The 26,118-nt window shown below is 40.6% G+C and carries 20 protein-coding genes; 17 read left to right on the top strand and 3 right to left on the bottom strand.

The annotated features are described in order from the left end of the window. Nucleotides 1–10: 10 nt before the first annotated feature. The 4 genes from MHI52_RS26165 to MHI52_RS26150 all read left to right on the top strand — a co-directional run bounded on the left by MHI52_RS26165 (nucleotide 11) and on the right by MHI52_RS26150 (nucleotide 5,208). The gene (locus tag MHI52_RS26165) at nucleotides 11–730 is read left to right on the top strand and encodes a YwmB family TATA-box binding protein (protein WP_405157937.1); all 720 of its coding nucleotides are present in this window, start codon (nucleotides 11–13) and stop codon (nucleotides 728–730) included. Between the two features lie 215 nt (nucleotides 731–945). Beyond that, nucleotides 946–2,496 carry a glucose-6-phosphate dehydrogenase gene (gene zwf, locus MHI52_RS26160; protein WP_405157936.1) on the top strand — a complete coding sequence of 517 codons (1,551 nt, stop codon included), beginning with the start codon at nucleotides 946–948 and terminating at the stop codon, nucleotides 2,494–2,496. A gap of 376 nt (nucleotides 2,497–2,872) precedes the next feature. Continuing rightward, a complete protein-coding gene (locus tag MHI52_RS26155) occupies nucleotides 2,873–3,271 on the top strand; it encodes a DoxX family protein (RefSeq protein ID WP_024634146.1) in 399 nt (132 codons plus the stop codon). 353 nt (nucleotides 3,272–3,624) lie between these two features. Next, nucleotides 3,625–5,208 (top strand): peptide chain release factor 3, encoded by a 1,584-nt coding sequence (locus tag MHI52_RS26150; protein ID WP_036605691.1) that lies wholly within the window; start codon nucleotides 3,625–3,627, stop codon nucleotides 5,206–5,208. Nucleotides 5,209–5,434: 226 nt separating this feature from the next. On the opposite strand, the gene sspI is transcribed toward MHI52_RS26150, so the two are convergent. After that, the gene (gene sspI / locus MHI52_RS26145) at nucleotides 5,435–5,668 is read right to left on the bottom strand and encodes a small acid-soluble spore protein SspI (protein ID WP_036673259.1); all 234 of its coding nucleotides are present in this window, start codon (nucleotides 5,666–5,668) and stop codon (nucleotides 5,435–5,437) included. Nucleotides 5,669–5,796: 128 nt separating this feature from the next. On the opposite strand from sspI, the gene MHI52_RS26140 reads away from it, so the two are divergent. From MHI52_RS26140 to MHI52_RS26120, 5 genes are all read left to right on the top strand, one after another. Then, nucleotides 5,797–6,498 carry a TrkA family potassium uptake protein gene (locus tag MHI52_RS26140; RefSeq protein WP_076254620.1) on the top strand — a complete coding sequence of 234 codons (702 nt, stop codon included), beginning with the start codon at nucleotides 5,797–5,799 and terminating at the stop codon, nucleotides 6,496–6,498. 26 nt (nucleotides 6,499–6,524) lie between these two features. Further along, entirely contained in the window at nucleotides 6,525–7,319 is a 795-nt protein-coding gene (locus MHI52_RS26135) for a TrmH family RNA methyltransferase (RefSeq protein WP_405157935.1), read from the top strand. Nucleotides 7,320–7,981: 662 nt separating this feature from the next. Then, nucleotides 7,982–8,812, top strand: coding sequence for a GIY-YIG nuclease family protein (locus MHI52_RS26130; protein ID WP_405157934.1), 831 nt, complete (start codon nucleotides 7,982–7,984; stop codon nucleotides 8,810–8,812). Between the two features lie 246 nt (nucleotides 8,813–9,058). Continuing rightward, nucleotides 9,059–9,952, top strand: a complete 894-nt coding sequence (locus tag MHI52_RS26125) for a hypothetical protein (RefSeq protein ID WP_405157933.1) — start codon at nucleotides 9,059–9,061, stop codon at nucleotides 9,950–9,952. 86 nt (nucleotides 9,953–10,038) lie between these two features. Beyond that, nucleotides 10,039–10,458: a hypothetical protein gene (locus tag MHI52_RS26120; RefSeq protein WP_405157932.1), complete on the top strand. Its 420-nt coding sequence runs from the start codon at nucleotides 10,039–10,041 to the stop codon at nucleotides 10,456–10,458. Nucleotides 10,459–10,839: 381 nt separating this feature from the next. On the opposite strand, the gene MHI52_RS26115 is transcribed toward MHI52_RS26120, so the two are convergent. Further along, nucleotides 10,840–11,352, bottom strand: coding sequence for a DUF4145 domain-containing protein (locus tag MHI52_RS26115; protein ID WP_405157931.1), 513 nt, complete (start codon nucleotides 11,350–11,352; stop codon nucleotides 10,840–10,842). A gap of 643 nt (nucleotides 11,353–11,995) precedes the next feature. Next, on the bottom strand, nucleotides 11,996–12,316 hold the full coding sequence (locus MHI52_RS26110; RefSeq protein WP_405157930.1) for a hypothetical protein: 321 nt from the start codon (nucleotides 12,314–12,316) through the stop codon (nucleotides 11,996–11,998). Nucleotides 12,317–12,506: 190 nt separating this feature from the next. Here MHI52_RS26110 and MHI52_RS26105 point away from each other — a divergent pair, with 190 nt between their 5' ends. The 8 genes from MHI52_RS26105 to MHI52_RS26070 all read left to right on the top strand — a co-directional run bounded on the left by MHI52_RS26105 (nucleotide 12,507) and on the right by MHI52_RS26070 (nucleotide 26,105). Beyond that, complete coding sequence (locus tag MHI52_RS26105) at nucleotides 12,507–13,232, top strand: Fic family protein (protein WP_405157929.1); 726 nt, start codon at nucleotides 12,507–12,509, stop codon at nucleotides 13,230–13,232. Between the two features lie 53 nt (nucleotides 13,233–13,285). Then, nucleotides 13,286–13,639 carry a hypothetical protein gene (locus MHI52_RS26100; protein ID WP_405157928.1) on the top strand — a complete coding sequence of 118 codons (354 nt, stop codon included), beginning with the start codon at nucleotides 13,286–13,288 and terminating at the stop codon, nucleotides 13,637–13,639. Between the two features lie 1,256 nt (nucleotides 13,640–14,895). Then, nucleotides 14,896–16,872: an N-6 DNA methylase gene (locus tag MHI52_RS26095; protein WP_405157927.1), complete on the top strand. Its 1,977-nt coding sequence runs from the start codon at nucleotides 14,896–14,898 to the stop codon at nucleotides 16,870–16,872. Nucleotides 16,873–16,981: 109 nt separating this feature from the next. After that, the gene (locus MHI52_RS26090; protein WP_405157926.1) at nucleotides 16,982–18,511 is read left to right on the top strand and encodes a type I restriction-modification system subunit M; all 1,530 of its coding nucleotides are present in this window, start codon (nucleotides 16,982–16,984) and stop codon (nucleotides 18,509–18,511) included. A gap of 8 nt (nucleotides 18,512–18,519) precedes the next feature. Next, a complete protein-coding gene (locus tag MHI52_RS26085; protein WP_405157925.1) occupies nucleotides 18,520–19,752 on the top strand; it encodes a restriction endonuclease subunit S in 1,233 nt (410 codons plus the stop codon). Nucleotides 19,753–19,793: 41 nt separating this feature from the next. Further along, nucleotides 19,794–22,886 carry a type I restriction endonuclease subunit R gene (locus tag MHI52_RS26080; protein WP_405157924.1) on the top strand — a complete coding sequence of 1,031 codons (3,093 nt, stop codon included), beginning with the start codon at nucleotides 19,794–19,796 and terminating at the stop codon, nucleotides 22,884–22,886. Nucleotides 22,887–22,898: 12 nt separating this feature from the next. Next, complete coding sequence (locus tag MHI52_RS26075) at nucleotides 22,899–23,624, top strand: M48 family metallopeptidase (RefSeq protein WP_405157923.1); 726 nt, start codon at nucleotides 22,899–22,901, stop codon at nucleotides 23,622–23,624. A gap of 1,878 nt (nucleotides 23,625–25,502) precedes the next feature. Continuing rightward, nucleotides 25,503–26,105: a hypothetical protein gene (locus MHI52_RS26070; RefSeq protein ID WP_405157922.1), complete on the top strand. Its 603-nt coding sequence runs from the start codon at nucleotides 25,503–25,505 to the stop codon at nucleotides 26,103–26,105. Nucleotides 26,106–26,118: the final 13 nt, after the last annotated feature.

Here is a 26,118-nt window from a genome sequence, read left to right as displayed (position 1 = left end):
AACAGGTATCTTGGCAATAGCTATCATAATTCTTATTGGTGTGACACAGGTATACGCAGAGAAGAACGAATCCAAAGCTGCCCAACTGGAACAGTTAATCTATACTGCTGACAGTGTGATTGATAATGTGGATCGTCTAGTTATTAAATGGCAAGGAGAAGGCAAGGGAGATGCACAAGCGCAGGCCGTGTTACTGGCAAGTCACTTGGGACTTGAACCACCTGTGCGGGTACGCCAGACGGGCCATGATGTTTACCGCAGTGAAGAGATTGTCGATACGGCTACTGGAGGTGCAGGCATGTTGGTCAATGTCGTCGATACAGGAGACAACGGATACTACGCCATTGTACAACTTTCAGGGGATGCACACATGGATCGGAAGGCATTAATGATAGTACATGAACAGATCGGTCAACTGCTTGTAGACTCAGGGATGAAGGCAAGCTGGAATATGTCTGTGCAAGGTACAGCAGTTACTGCTACTGAACATGATGCGAGTCAGCAACTGGAACTGATCGAAAAACAGCTGTCCACAAAGGTAGATATCGCCTCCGTCGAACGTTATACAGATGCAGGCACTGCAAGTGTCTCTTATAAGGCGGCTGAGCTGCCCCTATCGATCAAGAGTGGCTCGCACATGTTGAATATGCAACTCGCAGTTCACCAGGTTGGGGACGAGGTCGATAATCGAATTACAGTGGGGTTTCCGGTGATTACGATTGAATACTAAGGGATGGATTTTTCATGAATTGGGACCCAATATTGAGAATCTTTATCAGAAAAATGAGTTTGAAATAGTGCATCCATTCAGTTGATATGCTAAAATGGCATCACATCCAAGAAGGAACTTGCTGGTAATTGACAGTTGTATGTCGTGCATATATAACACCATTACATAGCTCGGGGAGAGCATAAAGGTTATCTTCCCGGAAGAAAGAGGAGCCCATGGTTGAAAAACAATTGCAAGATGAAGTACAGACACCAGGTGCAGTATTTTTCATTTTTGGAGCAACGGGTGATTTGGCCCGTCGGAAGCTGTTTCCGGCTATCTACAGTCTTTACCGTGAAGGCAAGCTTGCCGAAGACTTTGCGGTTATTGGCGTAGCACGTCGTCCGAGGTCCCCAGAAGAATTCCGGGAAGAAATCTATGAATCCATTAAAGAGTTCTGCCGTTATCCAGCGGGGGGACCTGATGAGTGGAACGCTTTTGTCGATCATTTTGAATACAAAGCACTGGATATCAATAATGTGGAAGGATTCAAAGAGCTGCGTGCGCAGACGGAGCATCTGGAATCAAAGTTTAACACGCCGGGGAATCGACTGTTCTATCTGGCACTGGCACCTGAGCTGTTTGGCAGTGTCTCGTACAGTTTGCGGGACGGTGGTATGTTGGAAAGTCAGGGATGGAACCGTTTGGTGATCGAAAAACCATTTGGTTATGATCTGCAATCGGCCGAACATCTGAATGAGCAGATTCGTGAGGTATTCCGTGAAGAGGAAATCTATCGGATTGATCATTATCTGGGCAAGGAAATGGTGCAAAATATCGAAGTGATCCGCTTCGGAAATGCTTTTTTTGAACCGCTCTGGAACAACAAACATATTGCCAACGTTCAGATTACGCTTGGTGAGACCGTAGGCGTGGAAGAACGTGGCGGTTATTATGATCACTCCGGAGCACTCCGTGATATGGGGCAGAATCATATGCTCCAGATGCTGACGATGATTGCGATGGAACCACCAAGTCGCCTATTCCCGGAAGACATTCGGGATGAGAAGGTGAAGGTATTGCGCTCTCTACGGGCGTTCACCTCGGATGAGGAAGTGAGCAACAACGTTGTGCGGGGGCAGTATGCCGAAGGGGAGTACCGTGGCAAGCAGCTTCCGGGGTATCGCCAGGAAGACAAGGTTGATCCGCAGTCGAATACGGAGACGTATTTTGCAGCACGTGTATTCGTGGATAATTTCCGCTGGGCGGGTGTGCCATTCTACATTCGGACAGGCAAGCGTCTTCCGGTAAAAACAACCGAGATCGTAGTTGAGTTCAAGTCGATGCCAAACAACGTGTACCTTGGGAAAAAGTATAAATTGGAACCGAATCTGCTAGTCATTCGGGTGAATCCGATGGAAGGCATATATATCAAAATCAATGCCAAGAAACCAGGCTCGGATTCCGAGATTCAGCCACTCGCAATGGATTTCTGTCAGAGCTGCATGATTGGAATTAACTCGCCTGAAGCGTATGAACGTCTGATACACGACGCAGCAGAGGGCGATTCTACGTACTTTACCCGTTGGGATGAAGTGGCAACAGCCTGGTCTTTTGTGGATCGGATCGCAGCAGCCTGGGGGCAGAATCAAGGAGAGCTTCATACGTACCCTTCTGGAACTTGGGGACCAGAAGCGACAGATAAGCTACTGGAGCAGGATGGATTCCACTGGTGGCCGGTGAATGGTCAGGACGAGGACAGCGTGATCTGGCAAGTGAATGGTTAGGGTAGGGTAAGGGCATTAACAACAGTATTAACAACATACACAACATGACTGAGCCTGGGGAAATCGCAAATTTTGCGGTGTACCCAGGCTTTTTAGCGGTGAAAAGGTAGGTATCCATCTTAAGGAAATAAGTAATTTAAATTAAGTTGTTGACAAAAAGTAAGTATGTAACTTATACTCAACACATGAGTTAAAGAGTTACGCAAATGACAAACTTCATTCGGGCAAACGTTTCGGATAAGTTATCATTCATGAGATAAAATGTAAACCAGTTGAAGGGGTTTGCGTCACAGAGAATCATGAAGAAAAAATGTGCATAATATCTTTAATCTAAGAATACTATTTTGTATATATCGAATGGAGGAAAAAGAAAATGATGTTGGATGTAGGGTTGTTGTTGATTCGTTTGGTGATTGGATTGTCGTTCATGGCGCACGGAGCTCAAAAGCTGTTTGGTTGGTTCGGAGGTTACGGGATCAAGGGTACAGGCGGCTGGTTTGAGTCGATGGGCATGAAGCCAGGTGCATTGGTGGCGTTACTGGCTGGACTCGCGGAATTCGGTGGCGGATTGCTGCTGGCCCTGGGTCTGCTTACACCAGTAGGTGGCATTCTGATTGCATTGACGATGGTCATTGCGATTGTGAAAGTCCATGGTGCGAACGGATACTGGTCCACGCAGAACGGATTCGAATATAATCTCGCGATTCTGGTGATTGGTGTAGCGCTGGCATTGACAGGTGGCGGACAATACGCGCTGGATGCATTGATTTTCTAAAAACGATAAATAAAAATGAATGAGGAGTGCCTGGATGCCATGGAAACGGCTGAAGGGTGCTTTTTTTTTTGCAAGTGAAAAGAGAAGAATCTGCGGTAGTAATCGGTTATTTTCGGTACAGATTATGGTACAATAGGAGAGTTGGGTTAAGAAGCAGTTCACGGTATACATGAAAGCACAGATTTGAGGAGGATGAACTCCATTGTAAATGTGTAAAATTAATCTAGTGTGTAAATACCTAGTACGTAAAAACTCGTGTACAATCAACCGGCCTCGCCGGATTGCATAAAGATTGAATGATGGACCGGCCATGCCGGATTAACGTGAATGAACGGACGAAAGGGATTAAACCTATGAGCAAAGCTGCAAATGATATTCTTCAACAGGAAGTGGACAAACGCCGGACGTTTGCCATTATCTCTCACCCGGATGCGGGTAAAACTACATTGACCGAGAAACTGTTGCTGTTCGGGGGCGCGATTCGCCTTGCGGGAACGGTAAAAGCTCGGAAAGCCAGCAAACACGCAACAAGTGACTGGATGGAAATTGAGAAACAACGGGGGATCTCGGTTACCTCTTCCGTAATGCAATTTGATTATCTGGATCATCGCGTCAACATTTTGGATACACCGGGTCACCAGGATTTCAGTGAGGATACGTATCGTACACTGACGGCTGCCGATAGCGCGGTAATGTTGATTGACGTGGCAAAAGGTGTCGAGGCCCAAACGATCAAGTTGTTCCAGGTATGTGCGAAGCGTGGGATTCCAATCTTTACATTCATCAACAAACTCGACCGTGAGGGTAAAAGCCCATTTGACCTGATGGAAGAACTTGAAAATGTACTGGGTATTCGTTCGGTTCCGATGAACTGGCCTATTGGTACAGGTCGCGAGTTGTGTGGTGTCTATGACCGGATGAAAAATCAGGTGGAATTGTTCCAAGGGGACGATCACTCGACGATTAAAGTACAAAAGGTAGATGGCTACAAAGATCCGATTATCCGTGAGATGGCAGGAGAATACCTGCATGATCAATTGTGTCAGGATCTGGAGTTGCTGGATATTGCGGGCGACCAATTCGACATGGAGAAAGTTCAACGCGGTGAATTGACCCCTATTTTCTTCGGTAGTGCGATTAATAATTTCGGCGTACAGACTTTCCTGGAGAATTTCCTGGAACTGGCACCGAAACCTGAACCACGTCGCAGTACGGCAGGAGAGATTCAGCCAACAAATGAGAAATTCAGCGGTTATGTGTTCAAGATTCAGGCAAACATGAACCCGGCACACCGGGATCGTATTGCGTTCCTGCGAATTGTATCAGGCAAGTTCCAACGTGGAATGAGTGTGAAGCATACTCGTGTGGGCAAAGAGATCAAGCTGTCACAGCCACAGCAATTTCTGGCACAAGACCGGGATATTGTCGAAGAGGCATATGCTGGCGATATTATCGGTTTGTTCGATCCGGGTATCTTCCGGATTGGCGATTCACTGAGCCAAGGCAGCGAGGTTATCTTTGAGGAGTTGCCAACGTTCTCGCCAGAGATTTTCGCCAAAGTTACTGTGAAAAATGCATTGAAACATAAACAGTACCAAAAGGGAATTGATCAGTTGACGGAGGAAGGAACCATTCAGGTGTTCCAGACGGCAAGTTTCGACGAGACTATCCTCGGCGTAATTGGTCAACTTCAGTTCGAGGTATTTGAATACCGGATGAAAGGCGAGTATGGGGTAGACGTACTATTACAACGCATGCCTTATCAGTTCGCTCGCTGGATCGTGGACGAGAATCTGGACCCAAGCAAATTCCGGATTAACTCTGCGCTTGTAAAAGATAAAAAAGGAAATTATGTAGTGCTCTTCGAAAATGAGTACGCAATGAGAACGGCTATGGATAAAAATCCTACAGCTCAATTCCTGGAGACTGCGCCTTAAGTGAAGACAAAAGTATTTCGTGGGAATTGTTAAAAAATTAGTTAAACGTGACAAGCTCATGTGATGAGATAGCTTGTTAAAAATAAGATCCCTCCGCCAATTGGCGGAGGGATCTATTGCTATACACCTTACCTGGAGGCGGGTATGATCCAGCCGAATAAGGGAAAGCTTTCTTTTGCAGACAGAACAAACGTAATGATGGTTACCTTCCCCTCCAATGCTTCACTTAGCGAAGCGGTTGAACGGGAATGGTGTGCAGATGCTCCTGCGCGATTTGAATGAGTTCTTCCTGCTTGGCAGGTTCTGTGTTCTTCCAGATCATCTCGAAAATGGCGCCAAGTCCAGGTAATGCAGCTTCCGGTCCATCTACTGAACCTTCAATCATCTCCCGGAGCTGATCATCACTCTTGTCATGAACTTTATGAACAATCGCTTCACGCAGGCTTAATGTAATGGGCATCGCAATTCCCTCCTCGTATATTCGGCTGCTCTAATACTGTTCCCTGGGAAGCGCTAGCGCATTCAAGTTTATCAGGCTTTGTGGTATACTACGAAGGATTATTTACGTTAGCATGGGTATCCGTAATGATGCGTCATGCTGAAGAGCAACGGGAGGTTAAGACCCTAATGGCCAAGAAACAGTATGCCGTAATTGGCATGGGACGGTTCGGATCAAGTGTTGCCAATGCACTGAGTGGCATGGGATTCGATGTGCTGGCAATTGATGCGGACGAGCAGCGGACTCAGGAAATGTCCAATGTGGTGACCCATGCGGTATCGGCAGATTCAACAGATGAAGAAGCGCTGCGTGCGCTGGGCATACGGAATTTCGACGTTGTCGTTGTGGCGATTGGTGAAGATATTCAGGCGAGTATTCTGACAACCCTGATATTGAAAGATATGGGCGTACCGGTGCTGATCGTAAAAGCTCAAAATGAGCTTCATGGTAAGGTATTGCAGAAGATTGGGGCGGATAAAGTCATCTATCCTGAGCGGGATATGGGACTACGCGTAGCCCATCATCTGACCTCGCCTAATATACTGGATTACATCGAGTTATCTGAGGATTACAGCATTCTGGAGATGAGAGCCTCCGAGCAAATGATCGGTAAAAACCTGATGGAATTAAACATCCGTGCACGTTTTGGTTGTAACGTGATGGCGATTCGCAGTGGAAATTCGATGAACATCTCGCCGTACGCGGAGGACCGGATCGAAGCTGGAGATGTGCTGATCATTGTGGGTCACAAGGATCATTTGACGAAAATGGAGCTTGCGTATCCGAAGTGATGGATGCAGATGGGAAGGATGGAAAGATGGATATTGTATCACCGCAAAATACACGTGTAAAAGAATGGGCGCAGTTGCTGGAGAAAAAGCATCGTACCCGTCAACATAAATATATCATTGAGGGCATTCATCTGGTACAGGAAGCATTACGCGCCGGAGCAGATCTGGAGTGCATTGTGTACGACGGAGAGCAAGGTGTACCTAGCGAACTCGCCGGGCTTGAGAACGCGCTACAGCGTGTGGAGTGGGTTAGTGTATCTCCTGCGGTTATCGCCAAATGTACGGATACGATGACACCGCAGCCTGTATTCGCAATTGTGCGTAAAGGCAGTGAGCCACTGGAAAGCCTGATCGCAGGAGCACGTGGGCTTGTCGTGGTGCTGGATGGTGTGCAGGACCCAGGGAATGTGGGGACGATCATCCGTAGTGCGGACGCAGCTGGAGCCGCGGGGGTTGTACTTGGCGCGGGCTGTGCTGATGTGTATAACCCAAAGACGATTCGTTCGACGATGGGGTCATTGTTTCATTTACCCATTGTGGAGGGCCAGTTGGAATCTTTGCTTCCCGAAGCGAAGGCTGCGGGCGTGAAGCTGGTTAGTACTTCTTTGCAGGCAGAGCATTCATGTTATAGCTATGATTTTACGCAGTCGGTATGGCTTGTGATCGGTAACGAAGGCAAAGGCATCTCGGACGCTACGGCACGTTTGGTAGATGATGCGATTACGATCCCGATGCAGGGACAGGCAGAGTCGCTTAACGCGGCAATGGCGGCAACGATTTTGTTATTTGAGGCGATGAGACAGCGGATTTGTAACCAATAAATAATTCCTGTCTAATTTTATTTTTACTGTCCCTAACTAAAATTAACTGTCCCCAAACCACCAAAGACTGGAACTTGGTTGTCGCTATTCCGCAACCATTTCTCCAGTCTTTTTCTTTCCTCTTAAAGCACTACAGCAGGGATTTATCATCCAAATCCCGAATAGGTAATCAAGCAGAAACCCAGGATACTCAAGGCTTTTCGATAGGTGGGGCGGTTTTACTCAGTCATTTCCCAGGCTCTTACTCAGGCGTTTTAAATGCCAATCCCTACTTTTCTCAGGCACTTCTCTATCCCTTCAGGGACACGAATTATTAGTTGTTTTCGTTCACAATTGAACCAGTTTCTTTCCAGTTTTCAGGTGTGTTTCTCAGCGTTTTTGGGACAGTTATTTTATCTCGGAAATGGTGGTGAAGCCTTGTGGGGTAAGGGATTGGGGGATTTGGAGGTGGGGACAGTTATTTTTAGTTTTCTACAAAGTAACAAGTTTTTTAGTGGCAGGAATAAAGGGATGCTGTCTTGCCCTATAAATCATTGAAAAAAGCTTTTGTGAAGCTCGTTTATCCTGAAAAGTGGATATCGCAAGCGGTAGTTAGATTGATAATCAAACGATGCTAAAGACAAGGTAAGGTGAGACTGGTGCTTCTAAGTGAATTGCTTTCAATGAGAGATCTGGATATTTCTAAATCGATAAAGTTGGTTCGGCATCAAGATCCAAATTATGATACCAAATATCTTTATAAGCGTGGCATGCTTGATTTTTATCAAAGCATTCAAAGTAAGGATGTGTTTGGGAATTGTGAGTATCTCATTTCGTTTTTGGGGTATGAGCAGTCGAAAGCAATCTACATTGGGGCATACAAAGTAATTGCAAAGTCAACTTTCAATAAATCATTGGCGAATGTTCCTCCTGATTACCCATATATGGAGGTATTCGAGCAACCATTATTTCATTATGAATTTGAGAAGATAGATCTACTAAATGATCTGGTTGATCGGCTTGTTATTGATTGGGGATCATCGACGAGGGCTTGGTTTCAGTGGCTAAAAAAAGACAATCCGAAGCGAGTAGTTGAAATACTTCCTGCTGGATATGTTAAGGAATTCCCTGGTTTTGAAGATATGATCATAACCTTTGACGAGCTTCAAACCATTGTAAATAGTCCTGATCCAAATAGAATATGGCATACCATGCTTTCTTCCGTTGCAGGTGTGTACCTAATAACTGATATGACCGATGGAAATCAGTATGTTGGGTCGGCATCAGGGAAACTGGGTATTATGGGGCGCTGGAGAAGCTATGCAGAAACGAAGCATGGAGGAAATATCAAATTGATGACATTATTACAGGTAGAGCCAGAGCGTTACAAGAATTTTCAATACTCGATTTTACGAACACTTCCTAAATCATTAACTCAAACTGAGGTTGTTAGTTTCGAACAGAAATATAAGCAAAAGTTGGGGTCACGGGCATTTGGTTTGAATGGGAACTGATAATGAATAAATTTACTGATTAAATTATGGCTCAAAACCCTAATTAGTGGTTGACTACATTTGATCTTTATTCGTTCCTGAAAAGCCTATCACAACAGCGTAGTAATATAGAACACTGATCTATTTTCAGTGTCAACCACTAATTTTTAGATCGAGCCAGAATTATATGATTATATTGCAGGCTGATACACTGTTATAGTGTATCTTTTAAATACAATTATTTGTGTTAGGTGGGATAAAATGTCGATGAATGGTAAAGCGGGGAATCTTGGTGATGTTCCAAAACACCTTTTTCTTTTAGAGTTATTTTATTTGAAGTTAAAAGATTCACATACACCAATTTGTTTTTTTGATGCATTTGGAGGAAATTTCATATCAAATACATGTGCAGCTGAAGCGAAAAAGTTTTATAATTTTTTAGAAAAAAATACTAAAAATGATAAACAGGAGGTACAAGAATCTCTTAAAGAATCTATGTACTATCGATTAATGAAAAAGATGTGGAAGTATTCTTATGGTGAACATTACTATGGATCCAGTAAGTGGATACTGGAACTAATTTCAATTATCAATTCAGGTACAAACTATAGAGTAAAATACAATAGCTATGAGCTTTGTGATGTTATCTATTCGTTGTCTTGTCTAAGTTCACCCGAGAACTATAAATTTAGAGTTAATATTACATTTCAAATTGCAAATGCATATGATCTTACTAAGGACTACCTTGAAGCTATAGATTCATTTGAGCGAGGAGTTATTTTTTTTGATCCTTACTGGGGCAAAAACAAAGATAATGATATGAAGGGCTGTAAGAAAATAATTACTGAATTATCGGAAAAGCTTAATAGTAAACCGAATTGGTCTTTCTTGATTTGGTTGCCAATATACAATAAAAAAGATATAGAAGTCTCTAATGAAATAGAAAAGCATATAAAGTTAGATATTAAAAGTTACTCAATTTATAAAATAGAATCAGAAAAAATTGTAAACAACCCCACAATGCAAGGGGTGCATTTATTTTTAATAAATGATTATGACAAATTAAGTGAGCGACTAAACGAGGTTGGATTTAACAGCTTAAACATTGCATTAGGTAGAAAAAATTATATTGTTAAATCAAATAAAAGTAGATTAAATTGAAGATATTGATTAAACATCTAAATAGTTAGTGCATACCAAAAGAAGATTAAGAACATTTTAATGAGTGGCTTTAGGAAGGTGTACAAATGATTGATTTAAAAATTGAATTAAGTAAATTAAATATAGTAAAGCGAATAGAGCAAACTCTTCAAGAAGAATCGTTTCTTAAAGTTTCTACACGAAATGATTTGGGTGTGGGGAGAGATGGAAAGGTACCTTGTAAATGCGGAGTTTATTTTATATACAGGCAGAAAGCCCTAACATTTGATGATGACAGTTGGACTTTGCAATATATTGGCGTTCATAAATCGGTCAGGCAAAGACTAAGCGAACATTTGTTTTATACACCTGATTCGAAAACTAATCATAAAGCATATCAGATAAACAAACAATCTGAGTATATGTATGCTGTGAAGTACATCCTCATAGAACCGTGCTCACTACGGGAGTACATTGAACGCATTTTAATTGAACAAATGGATCCTCCTGATAATAATCATGATTAAAGAATATAAAGTTTTTGGTTTTAAGGTAAAAAAGGAATTTATAAAGTATTTGTTTTAAATACATACGAGTAGGCCATTTCAGGGAGCAGAGAAGAACCTAAATATTCCTTCCTGCGTTTTTTTATCATAAATCCATGACACAGAGGGATTCTTTCTCATTAATTTTGAGCGTTTTCCTCTTTCTTTCTTCGAATTCTCCTCAGTTTCTCGATGTATTCAGGTGTTTAGAGCACTGTATATGATAAACTCTTGTGCTTATTGGTGGAGCGGAGGTCTTGTGGGACGTGGGATAAAGGAGTTTTAGTGGGGAGGGGCAAACTTTGCGATAGTCAGATCGTAAGGATACATACTTAAAAATGATTCAATATTCAGGGCGCATTATTATGCAAATAGCTCATTTATTGCGGTTGCAATATTTCTCAACGCTTCATTATTGTGTCCAAATATATGTTGTTCGTTAGGGTGGAAAGCCATATTTCTAAACATCCGCAATGAATGGTAGTAATCTTTTCTGTTTCCATCTATTACTCGCCGTCTAACTAAATTATTAATTTTTTTAGACAACCCAACTTCTCTTCCATTCGAATCTACATTTGTACCTATAACTTCTTTATGCTTATATGCTATAGCCGCTTCAAAGGCTTTAATAGCTTGTTCATTTGCTAAAGTGAAAAAAGTCCAGTATAAATATCCATAGGCATACAATGCTAATGCTGGATCAAATAATGATTTGATTTTTTCTGGAACCCGTTCATTAAGGCAAATGTCTTGAATGGATGCAATGTAGTCTTTCTCTGTGAGCGGTTCTAAATTTCCTGTTTCAGTGTTAACTCTTCCGAAAAATTGAATGGCTTCATCAGCAGAATAATAGTTTTCAAAAGTTATCTTTTTCATGTAACTGCCTCCCTCCAATGATTATTATAGCAGAAAGCTATTAAAGAAGTTGTTTACGAGCAGAGTAATAAACGTATCGAAGTCGAGCATTTCGCTGATCATGTCTTCACATCAGCTCGTTTTTTGTAAGTTGATAAGGGGCTTGGGGGAAGCCAGCAGGATGAAGCGATTTTCTCGAACCCCAGAGGAATGAAGTCGAGGAGTATTCCTGAGACTTCTTTTTTATTGGAGAGCATATTTTGTAACGGTATTTCAGACGAAGGGAAAGCCGTCAATTATGAGGTAAAACAACTTTCGGAATACAATAAACCTATATATAGGGGCAAAAAGTTCTTCTATCGGCTTTACGCATGCCATCCTCGAAGAAAGTTGCTTATTCATCATTAGGTTCCGACCAACTATAAAGGTTTGATGAATTCAGTCTAATTTTGAAACGAGCCTACGCTATGGTTACATTGCAAGCAACTATAGGGTTGTTCAAGGCGTTCATCTGATAAGTATTCTGCAATTATAACCTAAAGAAACGCTGATTCCAGCGTATAGGGTTCAATAAAAAGCATTTGCGAAAAGACTTTTATGCAATCTTCAATGAGTGGTTAGCCAGCACAATTGACCAAAGGTAAGCAAAGCCTGATTTGAATCACTACTCATGGTTTTCACCTATCAAGAGGTGAAAAGTAACAATTCCTCTTATTATCGAATTCAGATCCCGATGGTAGAAGTTTTGAGTTGTACTCTCATGATCGTGATGAAACAGCAACTTCCCATCTTTCGAAACCCAATCATACCAATAACCCTTATTGAGATGTTCGGTAACATATAGCATGGTATCGTCGATAAATATAATCGTTGCTCTCTGAATCTCCTCCGAACTTGGCTCTCCTGACTTGTCTGTATTTTTCACTAACTTTATGGCAAATATAAATTCCTTTGTTAAGCTTTCAAGATCGGTCAACTCCTCCAATCGTTTTCACCCCTCCGTCTGATCGTTATACCATGTATAATCCTATTTTGAGCATAAAGCAAGATGGAGTTTGGATTTATTTTCAATGTGGTTACAATTGCAACACCATCCAGTTTTTATTGACGGAATTAATATGCTTGTGTATGTTCATATCAAACAAATCTCCAAGCTTTTTAGGAACGGGTGATTTATGATGCATCTTCCAAAAGATTATTTGGATGACCTTTTAGTGCGTATGACACATCATTCTTGTGCAATTGAGAATAACACGAGCACGTTTAGCGAAGCTGTTTCCATCCTACTTTGTCGAGTGATTCCTGGTAAAATCTCAGTTCATGAATTTTATGAATTAGAAAATCATCGGTTAGCTTTCAACTATATTATAGAGAATATTGATCAAGAACTTACGATATCATTAATTCACGACATTCATTCTTTATTATTGGAGCGGCTTCATCACGAAAGAGGTCGATTTAAATCCCAGGAAAATGCGATAGTCGGGGCGTTAAACCATACAGCTTCTCCCGAAGAAACGCCTTCTCTCATGGATCAGTGGCTTCTAAATCTGAACAATCAAATTCAACAAGCGAATTCATCTGATGATATTATTCTTTCGATTTGTTCCAGCCATATTGAATTTGAACGAATCCATCCGTATGCCGATGGAAATGGACGAACAGGTCGATTGCTTATGATGCATTTGTTCTTACAAAATCAAATTGTACCTCTTGTCATTCAAAAAGAGAATAAACACGAATATATTCAATTTCTTGAAAAGCAAGATGCTAATGGATTCTCGGTTTATGCCGTTTCAACCATAGAGAAAGAGAAACAACGATATAAAGCATTTTTAAATTCACTTCCTAAGGAATTATCAAGGGGAGATGGCATAGACAGGTGTATGAAGAATTTATAGCTATTGTGGTAGGACAAATTAGGACGTTGAAAATAGGGTTAGGAGCGATATCTATGGTTAACTATTATAATCATCAGCAAACCGTTAAAGAGTCCATAATTGGATTCATGCGGCAAAAAGGGTATTCAAGATCAACGTTTGCAAAGTTAACGAATATACCCAGAACGGCGATTGATCAATTATTACTGCAAGGTAGGGGGAATATTGATACATTGACATATAACGCCTACATATTGCAAATCAATCGGAGATTTAACTTCGCGGAGTATGATCTCTTGAAAATAACACCCAAGCCCAATTTGTTTCCATCACCACCCGCTCAAACAGAAAGAAGTGCGCTGGCTCAAGAGGCGCTGGATGGACTGGAGCAGATTTTGGATGTATTTTCGATGTATTATAAAAAGTGAGTAAGAATTGAAAGTTATATCTGAGAAGAACGTATTTAGCGATAAACCTTGAGAACGATAAGAGTGTTTAATAATTAAAGTGGCAGTTGATTTGGGAATGAGTAATAAACATTTATATTATATTCTTACTATAACACTCCATAGCATTCTGAGTTGCAAGAAGCCAAGAGATCAGGCCTTTATCTGGTTTACTTCGGCTTTTTTCATTTAGGAAAGTGGATATGTATGCGATTAATTCGTCTCGGAGATTACCAATTTTTGTTGAAACACAGATCAACCAATCTGATAAACACGACTTAGAGAAAGTGCTTGAAATATTAAATGCAATATCGGAAAGAACTATCATTTGGATTTTTTCAGGATTCCATGAGGGTCATCTTGAACGAGTAAAAACATACATGAGAAGCCAAAAAATAAGTACAACGATTTTTATGCCTTGGGTGTAGATGAAGCCGTCGTTAAGGTAGAGGAGCTTAACGAATTGTACAAGCTTGATGTATGGGAAAGTTACAATGAATAGGGGATTCTCGTGTGTCCGCCGCTGGAGCTATTTGACGTTTATTCACAAGTTCCGTCAACTCATACTGGACGAGCAATTGCTGTCACAGATTATAATTTTGAGCAAGTTGAAGACGTTAAGCAATATATGCTTGTAAAGCTAAGAGATCACGTACCCTATTTAACCAATGTGTGGAAAGCTAAGAAGCATAACAGTTATGATTGTCAGATCTCGATTGGCAGAGGTCGAAGTGGCGTTAACTTTAGAGTGAGTACTCGAAATAAATATGGACTGGCCTCGATATATCTACACTTCGAGTCATGTCAGGAAATACTATATACCTCGAGTCAAGAGAAAGTTACTGAACTTTGAACAGTTCACCCTGAATTTATGGCGAAGAATCGGAAGATAGGAGTTAGTTTTAAACCAGAAGATGACTTGGACGCTACGATAAGAAAGCTGGCTTACATTCTTGATGAGATGCTCGTGGCAATGGAACCCAAATTGTATTGGGCAAGTCGATGAACCGCATTTATTTGCGGTTTTTTTATAGTGAGAGTACATGTAGATTAATGTGTCGTCAAACCAAAAAAAGTAACAGGTAAATACTAAAAAAGAATATTGGCAATACTCTTTACAGACTGACATGGATTAGTTATTATAGAAAACAAGGAAATACAGCACGTACACAACTGGTTTTAATGTGTATTGTCAATACATATTTAATATGATTGCAAAAACGAGGAGGGTGTTTAGAATGAGAAACGCAGGTCTTAATGAGGCTGAGAAAGATGCATGGGTTATTGGGGATAATTGGAGAAGCGAGATGCAAAACAGCGAGATGAGGCTTACTTTGCAACCGATGCTGACTTATAAGCTCTTATGTGAAAACACCGATCATGGATTCAATATCCCGAATAACCAGTCCTGGGAGATGGTTACATCGAATGGATTAGATTTAGGAAAAAGGCTGTCCATAGCTTTTCAAGAGCTGGAGAGATTGAATCCATCTTTGAAGGATGTCTTTACATTAAACGACTATAACAGATATCGCAATGTTCTAAGTCTATATAAGGTAGTCGAAACTATTCTAAATCGCCAGTCTTACAATCGTGCCTTATATGAGGATTCAAATCCATTAACAGGAACAGTTACACGATATTTAGACAGTTTACTGGAGACTTTCATTTCAAGAGAAGGTGCTCATGGAGGAGAGAAAGGTAGTCCAAAGAGTGTTAGCTCACTTCTTCCACATCTTCTTGATAAAACAAGTGGTACGATATGTGACCATACTTCGGGGTTGAATGGTTTTTTAATTGATGCGTATAAGTATGCTCAACTGAACCATGGAGAAGTGAAACTATTTGGACAAGAAATCAATGCCCAAACCCGTGCGTTAGGGATAATGAACCTAATTATACATGGTATGTATCCAGAAGTGGCTGACGTGAAACTCGGTAATACAATCACCGCTCCTCAATGGAAGGACGAAGAAGGACACTTGTTGAAGTTTGATGGAATCCTTACTTCGCCGCCATTCGCAGTGAGTGGTTGGGGGTACGAGGAAGCCGAGAAAGACGTATACGGTCGTTTCCGCTACGGATTGCCGAGTAGGGCCTATGGTGATATGGCCTTTGTCCTTCATAGTGTTGCCTCTCTCAAAAAAGACGGTAAGGCGGTCATTGTGGTTCCGCATGGAGTTCTTCATAGGACTGCTTCCGAAGCTAAGATTCGTGCCAACATAATTCAAGAAGATTTGATTGAAGCCGTAATTGGTTTGCCATCTAACCTATTTATGGGTACGGGTATCCCCGTTGCTGTACTAATTATCAATAAGAATAAACCTGACGTAATGAGAGATCGGATATTGTTCATAAATGCAGAAGATGGTTTTAAGAAGGCAATGCGAAATCAAAACGAACTTCGTGACTCTGATATTGAGGCTATTGTAAGTGCATATCGTAATCATTCACACATTGATGGCTACAGCAGAAGTATTTCCATAAGCGAAATTTCAACGAATGACTGGAGTCTTTCCCCTTTGAGATATTTTGAGAAGGCAGACGTCGAAACAAAGATCGGCAGAACGAACATTAACCGCAGGAAATATGAACAGTCGGATCTACCGAAGATTGAATTAGGGGATATTGCAGATGTCGATAGAGGGCTTAATCCCACAAAGGATGTTTCCGATGATGCGGAGATGACTCACTACTTGGTGAATCTTGTTGATGTGCAAGAGGGTAAGATCATACCAGATGGATTGAAGGGAATCACATTAGCCCCTAAAAGAGCACGAGAGTATGAGCTTCAGCCAGGTGACTTATTACTGTCCAGTCGTGGCACTACGCTTAAAATGACTGTGATAACGCCAGAGGATCTCAAAGATAAGTCGTTTGTATTCTCACAGAATTTCCTTCGAGTTCGTGTATCGGACGCAAATGGATATGATCCATATTTCATTAAGGCTTTTCTTGAAAGTCCAGTAGGGCAGTATTACTTACAAGCCTATCAGCGTGGAACAACCGTCACTGTATTGAGTCATAAGGATGTTGCGTCGATTAAGTTGCCGAAGCTTACGCTTGATAAGCAACGTGATATCGCACAATTGTTACTTCGATCGGACGAAGAGTATCAAGCGGTCATAGAACAGGCAAGAACGAAACATGAGCAACACTATGATGAAAGTTATCACCTCATGGGTATCTCCGATTCTTATGTAAAGGTTGATTAATCCCGATAATTGTTAAGGGGGGAGGGATACTCGCTCTCTTCCTTATCATGTATAATTGAAGTACAGGATGTTTGAATAATAGAAGAGATAGTTCGTAGGAGGAACAAAGATGAGTGAACAAGTTACATCACAACAAATAAATGCGGTTTTATGGCAAGCGGCGGATACATTCCGTGGTAAAATCGATTCCAGTACATATAAGGATTATATCCTGACTATGCTGTTTATCAAGTATTTGAGCGATGCGTACAAAGAACATGTCGAAGAATACACGAAACGCTATGATGGGGATCAGCAACGGATTCAACGTGCATTATCCAGGGAGCGTTTTGTATTAGACGAACTATCCACTTTCGATTATTTATATAGTAAACGGACTGATGCTGAAATTGGTGAAATCATTAATAAAGCATTGGAACGGTTGGAGAACGAGAACACAGGGAAACTACGTGGCGTATTCCGCAATATCGACTTTAACAGCGAAGCAACCCTTGGAAAAGCGAAAGAAAGAAATGCAATGCTTCGTGCGTTGTTAGAGGATTTTAATAAACTAACTTTGAAGCCTTCTGTTGTCGGTAGCGAAGATGTCATTGGTGATGCGTATCAATTCATGATCGAACGTTTTGCCTCAGATGCGGGGAAAAAAGGAGGCGAGTTTTTTACGCCTTCAATGGTATCCGAACTCCTTGCTCGGCTGGTAAAGCCACGAGAGAATGATCGTATATATGATCCAACTTGTGGTTCAGGCTCCTTACTTATTAAGGTAGCGAATCAAGTGCCGAGCAAGAAAGTTGCGATCTATGGTCAAGAAAGAAATGGACAAACGCATTCGTTAGCACTTATGAATATGTATTTGCACGGCATTGATGATGCAAAGATTGAATGGGGAGACACGTTATCGAACCCACTTCACTTGGAAGATGGAAAGTTGATGCGGTTTCAGGCAATTGTTGCCAACCCCCCTTTTTCTTTAGACAAATGGGCAATGGGCTTTGCGGGTGAAGGGAATACAGATGAGAAGTTTAAGATGGAAGCAAGCCTCGACCAGCATAGAAGATTTGAGTGGGGCGTACCACCGACATCTAAAGGCGACTATGCATTTGTTCAACATATGCTCTACTCACTGGCTGAGAATGGTCGTATGGCGACAATCCTGCCGCATGGTGTTTTATTCCGTGGGTCGAGTGAAGAAAAGATTCGTCAGCAAATTATCGAAATGAATCTGTTAGATGCCGTAATAGGATTGCCTGAAAATCTATTCTTTGGAACAGGAATTCCAGCGTGTGTTATGGTGTTTAGAAAAGATCGAAAACGCAAAGAAGTAATCTTTATTGATGTATCAAGTCAAGACAACTATGAAAAGGGTAAAAATCAGAATAATTTGAGAGAAGAAGATCTTCACAGGATTCTGGAAACGTATGAAAAGTACGTGACTATTGATAAATACTCGTATGTTGCCTCAGTGGACGAGATTAAAGAGAACGACTTCAACTTGAATATTCCTCGATATGTGGATACGTTTGAAGAAGAGGCTCAAGTGAATATGGAACAGGTGAAAGAAAAAATTGTCGCTATAAAGCAGGAAATTGAACAAGTTGAAGTAATAATGGATAAATACTTAAAAGAGCTTGGATTGTAGGTGGAAATATGCATATATCAAAAAAACCTTATGAAGAAGTAGATGACAATAGTTCTATCCCACTAAATTGGAAAGTGGAGAAGTTAGGGGACTTACTTGAATTTAAAAATGGGCTTAATTATAGGGTAGGTGATATCGGAGAGGAAATTTTTCTTGTAGGGGTTTCCGAATTTAAAGATAATTTTTTAATAGATGAAGGTAGACTTTCTACAATTAATGTTCAAAGTATTCCAGATGATTATCTAATGAAAAATGGGGATTTTGTGTTTGTTAGATCGAATGGGAGTAAGGAACTTATTGGAAGAGTGCTTTTCGCAAAGAATATTACTAAGAAAGTAACTCATTCTGGGTTTACTATTAGAGCCAGGAGTAAGAGCAATGTCGTTTTAAACGAATATTGTGCATTGTTTTGTTCCTCACATTTAGTTAAGAAGCAATTTATGACTAAAGGCGGAGGGTCAAATATTAATAACTTAAACCAGCAATTACTCTCGGATATCGACATTATTTTACCCCCTATAAATGAACAAGGTAAAATCGTCGAAATTCTTAATACATGGGGGGAAGCAATTGCTCTAAAAGAAAAGTATATTGAGCAAAAAAGAGTGCAAAAGAAAGCCTTAATGCAGAAGTTGCTTACGGGAAAAGTTAGGCTACCTGGATGTGAAGAAGAGTGGAAGGAAGTAAGGTTAGGTGACCTGTTTAAAGAACGAAGGGATGTTGGGAATAGTAATCTTGAATTATTAGCCATTACATCTCAAAAGGGGATTGTACGCCGTACAGAAATTGATATTAAGGATAACTCGAGTGATGATAAATCAAAGTATAAAAAGATAGTGCCATTTGATATTGGCTATAATACTATGCGTATGTGGCAAGGTGTTTCAGGGGTTTCGAAATACGAAGGAATAGTAAGTCCTGCGTATACTATTTTGAAACCTAATAGCCAAGTAGACTCCAATTTTTTTGGGATTCTATTTAAGTCTCCCGAAATAATCAATTTATTTCGAAGATATTCGCAGGGATTAGTTGACGATACTCTAAGTTTAAAATATGGAAACTTTAAGGGGATTAAAGTAAGAATTCCAGAGGATGTTAGTGAGCAAAAAGCCATCGCAGAAATCTTGTTAAGACTCGATAATCACATAGAACTTATTGAAAAAGATCTCGGATATTTAAAACAACAAAAAAGGGGTCTTATGCAACTTTTACTAACAGGAAAAGTGCGGGTAAAGGTCTAACCTTTGCCTTTTTTTTCAATACCTTACTTGGAGGTGTCAATGTGGAACGGCCAAATAGCTACGATGAACGATATATTAGCCAGCAACCTGCTCTTGAGGTTTTACAAGGATTGAATTACAAGATTCTTACTCCTGAGCAAGCAGAATCTATGCGTGGCAGTTTCTATGAAGTTTTAATTAAAACTGTATTGGAAGAAAAGTTGAAAGAGTTCAACTCATATGAATACAAGGGCGTGACGTACAAGTTCAGTCAGAATAGTATCGAGCAAGCGATTCGTGATTTGAATGAACCATTAACGGATGGACTTGTTAAGACGAACGAGAAGATCTTTGAAACATTAATGTTGGGGAGAAGCTACACGGAGTTTTTGCCAGATGGCTCAAAAAAGTCATTCACAATTCAGTATATCGATTGGGATAATTTCGAGAACAACGTTTTTCATGTGGTTGAAGAGTTCGTTGTAGAACGGATGGATGGGCGCGGTACGGTACGCCCCGATGTTGTTTTATTCGTGAATGGGATCCCGTTTGTGGTTATTGAATGTAAAAAGGCATCGATCTCCATGGAGCAAGGAATTAGCCAAATGATTCGTAACCAAGGGAAGGATTATGCTCCTCAGCTTTTTAAGTATGTACAAGTCGTCATGTCAACGAACAAAAATGAGACGAAATATGCAACATGCAACACACCAAAGAAATTCTGGTCAGTCTGGAAAGAAGAGAAGGAAGAGTGGTTGCAAGCTTTGCTGAGTGAGACAGTTAGCGATCGCATGCCAACTATGCAAGACAAAAACATCATATCGCTATTTCATCCTGAACGGTTATTGGAATTGACGCACTTCTTTACTTTGTTTGATAAGGATGTAAAGAAGGTTGCTCGTTACCAGCAATACTTTTCCATTAAAGAAATCATTAAAACGATTCAAGATTATGACGAAAGTGGAAATCGTCAGTCTGGCGTCATATGGCATACCCAGGGTTCAGGTAAGAGCTTGACGATGGTGATGCTGGCGAAGTATATCCTATCCGAGATGAACGAGGTTAATCCTAAAGTAGTAATTGTTACGGATAGAATTGAACTCGATAAACAAATACAAAAGACATTTAAGCACACCAGGTTAAAGGCAAGTAGAGCAACTAAAGGGCCACATCTTGTTGATCTTATTAAAGACAACAATGCGGATATTATAACAACCTTGGTTCACAAGTTCGATACGGCTTCGACACAGCTAAAGCCTATAGAATCCAAGGATATCTTTATATTGGTCGATGAATCTCATCGAACACAGTATGGTGAACTTCATATCAAAATGAAAAAGGTTTTTCCTAATGCCTGTTATTTAGGTTTTACAGGTACACCTCTGATGAAGAAAGAAAAGAGCACCATGATTAAATTCGGTAAGTTGATTCATACATATACGATTGCAGACGGCGTAAAAGACAAGGCGATTGTTCCTCTCCTTTATGAAGGGAAAATGGTCGATCAAACCGTTAACCAAAAAGCAATCGATACCCGCCTTGAAATGATCACTCGCAACTTAAATGATAAGCAGAAAGATGAAGTCATGAAAAAGTGGAGTCAGTTCGAGCGAATTGCTTCATCTAATCAGCGGATAAGTATGATTGCATTTGATATAAATCAGCACTTTCTGGATAACTATAAAACACAGGGAAGTCAGTTCAAAGCCATGCTCGCAACCAACAGCAAGATCGAAGCTATTCGATATTTGGAGGCTTTCGAAGAATTTGGTGATTTAACGTGTGCTGTTGTGATTTCTCCACCAGATCAACGAGAAGGACATGAGGTTGTTGATGAGGTATCCAGAGATAAGGTTCTAAATTTTTGGAACCGAATGATGAATCGTTATGGTGATGACGAATCTTATGAAGATGCAATAAAAGAGGATTTCATCGAGGGTGATGAGATCGAGTTGTTAATTGTCGTTGATAAGCTACTTACAGGTTTCGATGCACCAAGGGCAACTGTTTTATATATTGATAAGCCAATGAGAGAGCATACATTATTACAGGCAATCGCCAGGGTCAATCGCTTGTATGACGGCAAAGACTATGGGCTCATAATCGATTACAGAGGGTTGCTGGATCGGCTCGATCAAGCATTGGAGATGTATTCAGGTGCAGGTCTTGAGAAATTTGATCCAAAGGACTTGCAAGGAGCCATTTACGATGTAATAAGTGTGATCGGTTCACTACGGCAGTACCATTCAGACTTACTTCAAATCTTTGCTCTAATTAAGAACAAGCAAGATGCGGAAGAGTATGAAGTATGGCTGGAAGATGAAGAGCGTAGGGAAGAGTTCTACGGTGTCCTTTCTCAGTTCGGGAAAAATCTTGGAATAGCACTGGAGTCTGAGAAGATCTATAATGCTCTGCCTCCAGAAGAATTGAAAAAGTACAAGAAGGATTTGAAGTTTTTTCAGGAACTTCGTAAGGCTGTTAAGCTACGCTATTCCGATTCCATTGATCATAAGGAATATGAAGCCAAAATGCAGAAGCTTATGGATCATTATATTTCTGCCGAAGAGGTCATTCGTATTACTAATCCAGTAGATATTCTTAATGAAAAAGCGTTTGAAGAAGAGCTGGATCGATTAGAATCAAAACGAGCAAAGGCAGATGCGATTCGTACACGTCTGACAAAAAGTATCAATACCAAATGGGATGAGAATCCTGCTTATTATAAGAAGTTTTCGGAACGGATCAAAGAAGCAATTGATGCCTATAAGCAACAACGTATTTCTGAGGCAGAATATTTGCATAGAATGAATGATCTAAAGAGGGAATATCAGCAAGGGGAGCCTGTTGAGGATTATCCTGATAGCATTAGGAAAAATGTAAATGCTCAGGCTTTCTATGGTGTAACGAAAGACATCATGAAAGAGCAAATGATGAGTGAAGAGTTATTGGCTGAGTTAGCAGTGAAAATGGAAGACATTATTCGTGCTTACACCAAAGTGGATTGGCATGATAACATTGAAGTGCACAATCGAATTGCACAGCAATTAGATGACCTTATCTTTGACTTTACGAAAGAGCATAATGTCAGTCTGGGCTTTGACCAAGTTGATAAAATTATTGAGCAGATAAAGACAGTGGCATTACGTCGTTATTAAGGTAGTGGAAAAATGGAAAAACATCAAATAGTATATGCCAATCGAGTAATTGAATTTTTCATTGAACGAAAAAACGTGAAAAATGTAAATCTCAATATCAAGCCAAACATGACAATTATGGTATCGGCTTCGGAGAAAGTCCCTCTCAAATTTATATACGATTTTGTAACAAGTAAGGGTAGCTGGATCTTGAAGAATTTCAAGAACTTCGAACAGGTTCAGCCTTATAAACAAAGTGAACGTGAATATGTAAGCGGTGAGTCGTACAAGTATTTAGGTAAACAGTACCGTTTGCGTGTAGAAACTACTTCTGAAGAAGAGATGGTTAAGTACTACCGAGGCTTTATCGTTCTCATGGTAAAAGACCCGACTGATCTTGTCCGAAAAGCCAAGTTGATGGATGAGTGGTATCGAGAGAAAGCGATCAAAACTTTTGAACAGTCTTTAGATAAGCAATATCCGCTGGTTCAAAAATACGGTATTCAAAGACCAAAGATTGACCTGCGTATTATGAAGGCACGTTGGGGGTCAGCACTCATTGATTCAAACACTATTCTTCTTAATTCCGAGCTTATTAAAGCACCAAAGCACTGCATTGACTATGTGGTGCTACACGAATTGATTCATTTTCAATATAATGACCACAAAGACGGCTTCTATAATATGCTTTATTCGTTTATGCCCGACTGGGAAAAGAGAAAAGCTATGTTGGATGAAGAAATAGTTAGAGAATTATAGCAGAATAACGCTGAAATAACGCGAGGAAAACCGATTATGTTTATGTGATGAAATAAATAAGAAATATGATCAATTCCATCTCCGTTAAACTTGCTTGAAATATAAAATGCGAGTTGTCAGGTTGTGAAAAGGTAGGTTTTCTGTCATTAAAGCGATGAGTATAACGAACGCTTTCTCCATCCCTGAGATTTCGTATTCAAATGTATAAGAATAATCAAAAGATAATTAATCAATAAAAGTACCGTCGATATCGGTGAATATAGCCGATTCTTCGGTACTTTTACTTTGAAAGGCGAGATTTTAGAAGAGTTGGGTAACAGATCGACATCTTCCTCTGAAATCTGTGTTCAGGAGAGGAGGAGGTTTAGATATTGTGGGAATCTTTAAAAGAGGCAAGGGAAACCGCGCAGGATTGTGTGGCACGGAATTATAAGGACGTTATCAAAAGCATGCCCAGTTGACTATATTTCAAATTCCAATATGCAAGCAACTTTCATTGCCGACAACAATGCTCACTCAAATAGACTATCTGATTGTTGCTCGGTTTTGTTTATGGATAGATGTGTAACAAATTCATAAGAATTACGAACATGTTACCGAATAGATGTGAGGATGTTCATAACTTGTTCATAACATTTATGAGGTTGTATGAAACATGTTCATACAATGTGTGATAAGTTCTTATATACTTTTGATGCTGATTTGTGATAAAATAATTAACTTTCTTTTGGTGTTGACTTTTTACGGATATTAACGGTAAACTTACCATCAAAATCAGCATTAGTAGTACAAGTGACTGCTCCTTCAGACTCGAATGGGGGGATGTTATATGGTTAAAGTAAATCGTAAGCATAACAGAAACAGAAATATAAAATATGAAATGAAGACAACGTTGATTGGACGACATGAACTCAAATTAATGAGAGAAGCATTGGAGTTACTGAGGAACCCTGAACAGAGTTGTGTCTGTTTAAAGTTGAAGGAGAAATCTCAAATTAGATAAAATCCAGTGGTAAATTGATACTAATGACCGAGCCTCAGCCTTTGGAAATCTCCAAAACGCTAATTGATAGCAACACATCAGATTGTCTGTAGATTAGTGTTAAAAGGTGTTTAAGATTTTCGTGAAATCGATATTGGTAAAGTAAGATTAGCTTGGAAAACACGACAAGAATACGAAAAACAACACGTATGTCTGATAAATCAGCCACAGGAGAATCGACTGAATTGGATCGAATAAATAGGAATATACCGAAATTGCTCCGTGTAAGACGGTGTGGAGGCGGCTATTACTCCAATATTGCATGCCCAATTTTGCAACTTAATTGTGCACATCGTTTGCTACTATAGTTTGGATTGTTCGCTGTCATCAAATATAAAACCATGCTTCTCGCGAGCGAGAAGAGGCTCCTACGCCCAAAGGCGTGGAGCCTTTTTTTGCATTAATCGAGAGAAGGTTATAATTCCTCTTTCAAAATCTATAATCAAACATCTGCGGGATAAGGGGCTTCGTTTCAATGGGTGGGTTCTAAGCTCACCTTTTTCCTGCGGAAAATCGGCTCACTAAGAACCACCAAGCCCCGTTGTGCTCGGCTATCGCCGACCGCTCGGCCTATGGCACTCGCTGCAAAACGAAGCCATTGAAACTCGCCCCTTGGGAAAAGCCGTTGCCCATTTGCCAATGGGACAAGTGTTTCTACGAAACACAAAAAGGCATTGCCTCATCTAAGATGAGGCAATAAAGCATGTTGTCGCATAAATTCGCCGCGACAAGCGTCTCTCCAAGACGCAAATGCCACACTGACCATCTAAGATGGTCACATAAACATTGCCAGCGCGAACTAATCATTCATACAGCCAAAAGGAGGTGCATTACAAATGGCAAGACGAAGCAAACCACTTGTTACCCAATTCTTTAACCGAGACAGACTCGCATTTAGCGCAATGCACAGAGTTGGTCACGTCTCTTCCGATCATCTTCAATTGTGCGGCTTAGCCGACAGGCGCATTCAAAATCTTGTAAGAGATGGTCTTATGGAAAAAGTCGCGTACAAGCAAAAAGGGAAAAGCGAGGAATGTTATAAGCTTACGAAGTCAGGGCGGGAAACAGCCGCTCGCCTATGGGGATTGAGTTATGCATACCATGCTCAAAGCCCCATACACGACTTGGCAATTGCAGATAAATACTTTAGCTTGTCAGAGGAGTCACGAGAAAGCTGGAAAACAGAAACTCTGGTTCGAAAAGAATTTGAAGATCAAATTTCCGATATGCGAAAAGAAGGAAACGAAGCGGAAGCAAAGCTATATCAAGATATGATCAAAGAGAAACTAATATCAATGCCAGATGGCTTATATATCAATAGCGTGGGAATCGAAGTAGGGATTGAAATCATCACCAATTCGTATGGGATCGAGGAAATGAGGTCTAAAGAAACATTCGTCAGCATGATTGGATGCCAATACGAAACAATTAGAGTTTGAGAGGAGGAATTAA

The organism is Paenibacillus sp. FSL H8-0283 (assembly GCF_045040675.1).
Lineage (GTDB): Bacteria > Bacillota > Bacilli > Paenibacillales > Paenibacillaceae > Paenibacillus > Paenibacillus amylolyticus.
This window is presented reverse-complemented; position numbering and strand designations above follow the sequence as displayed.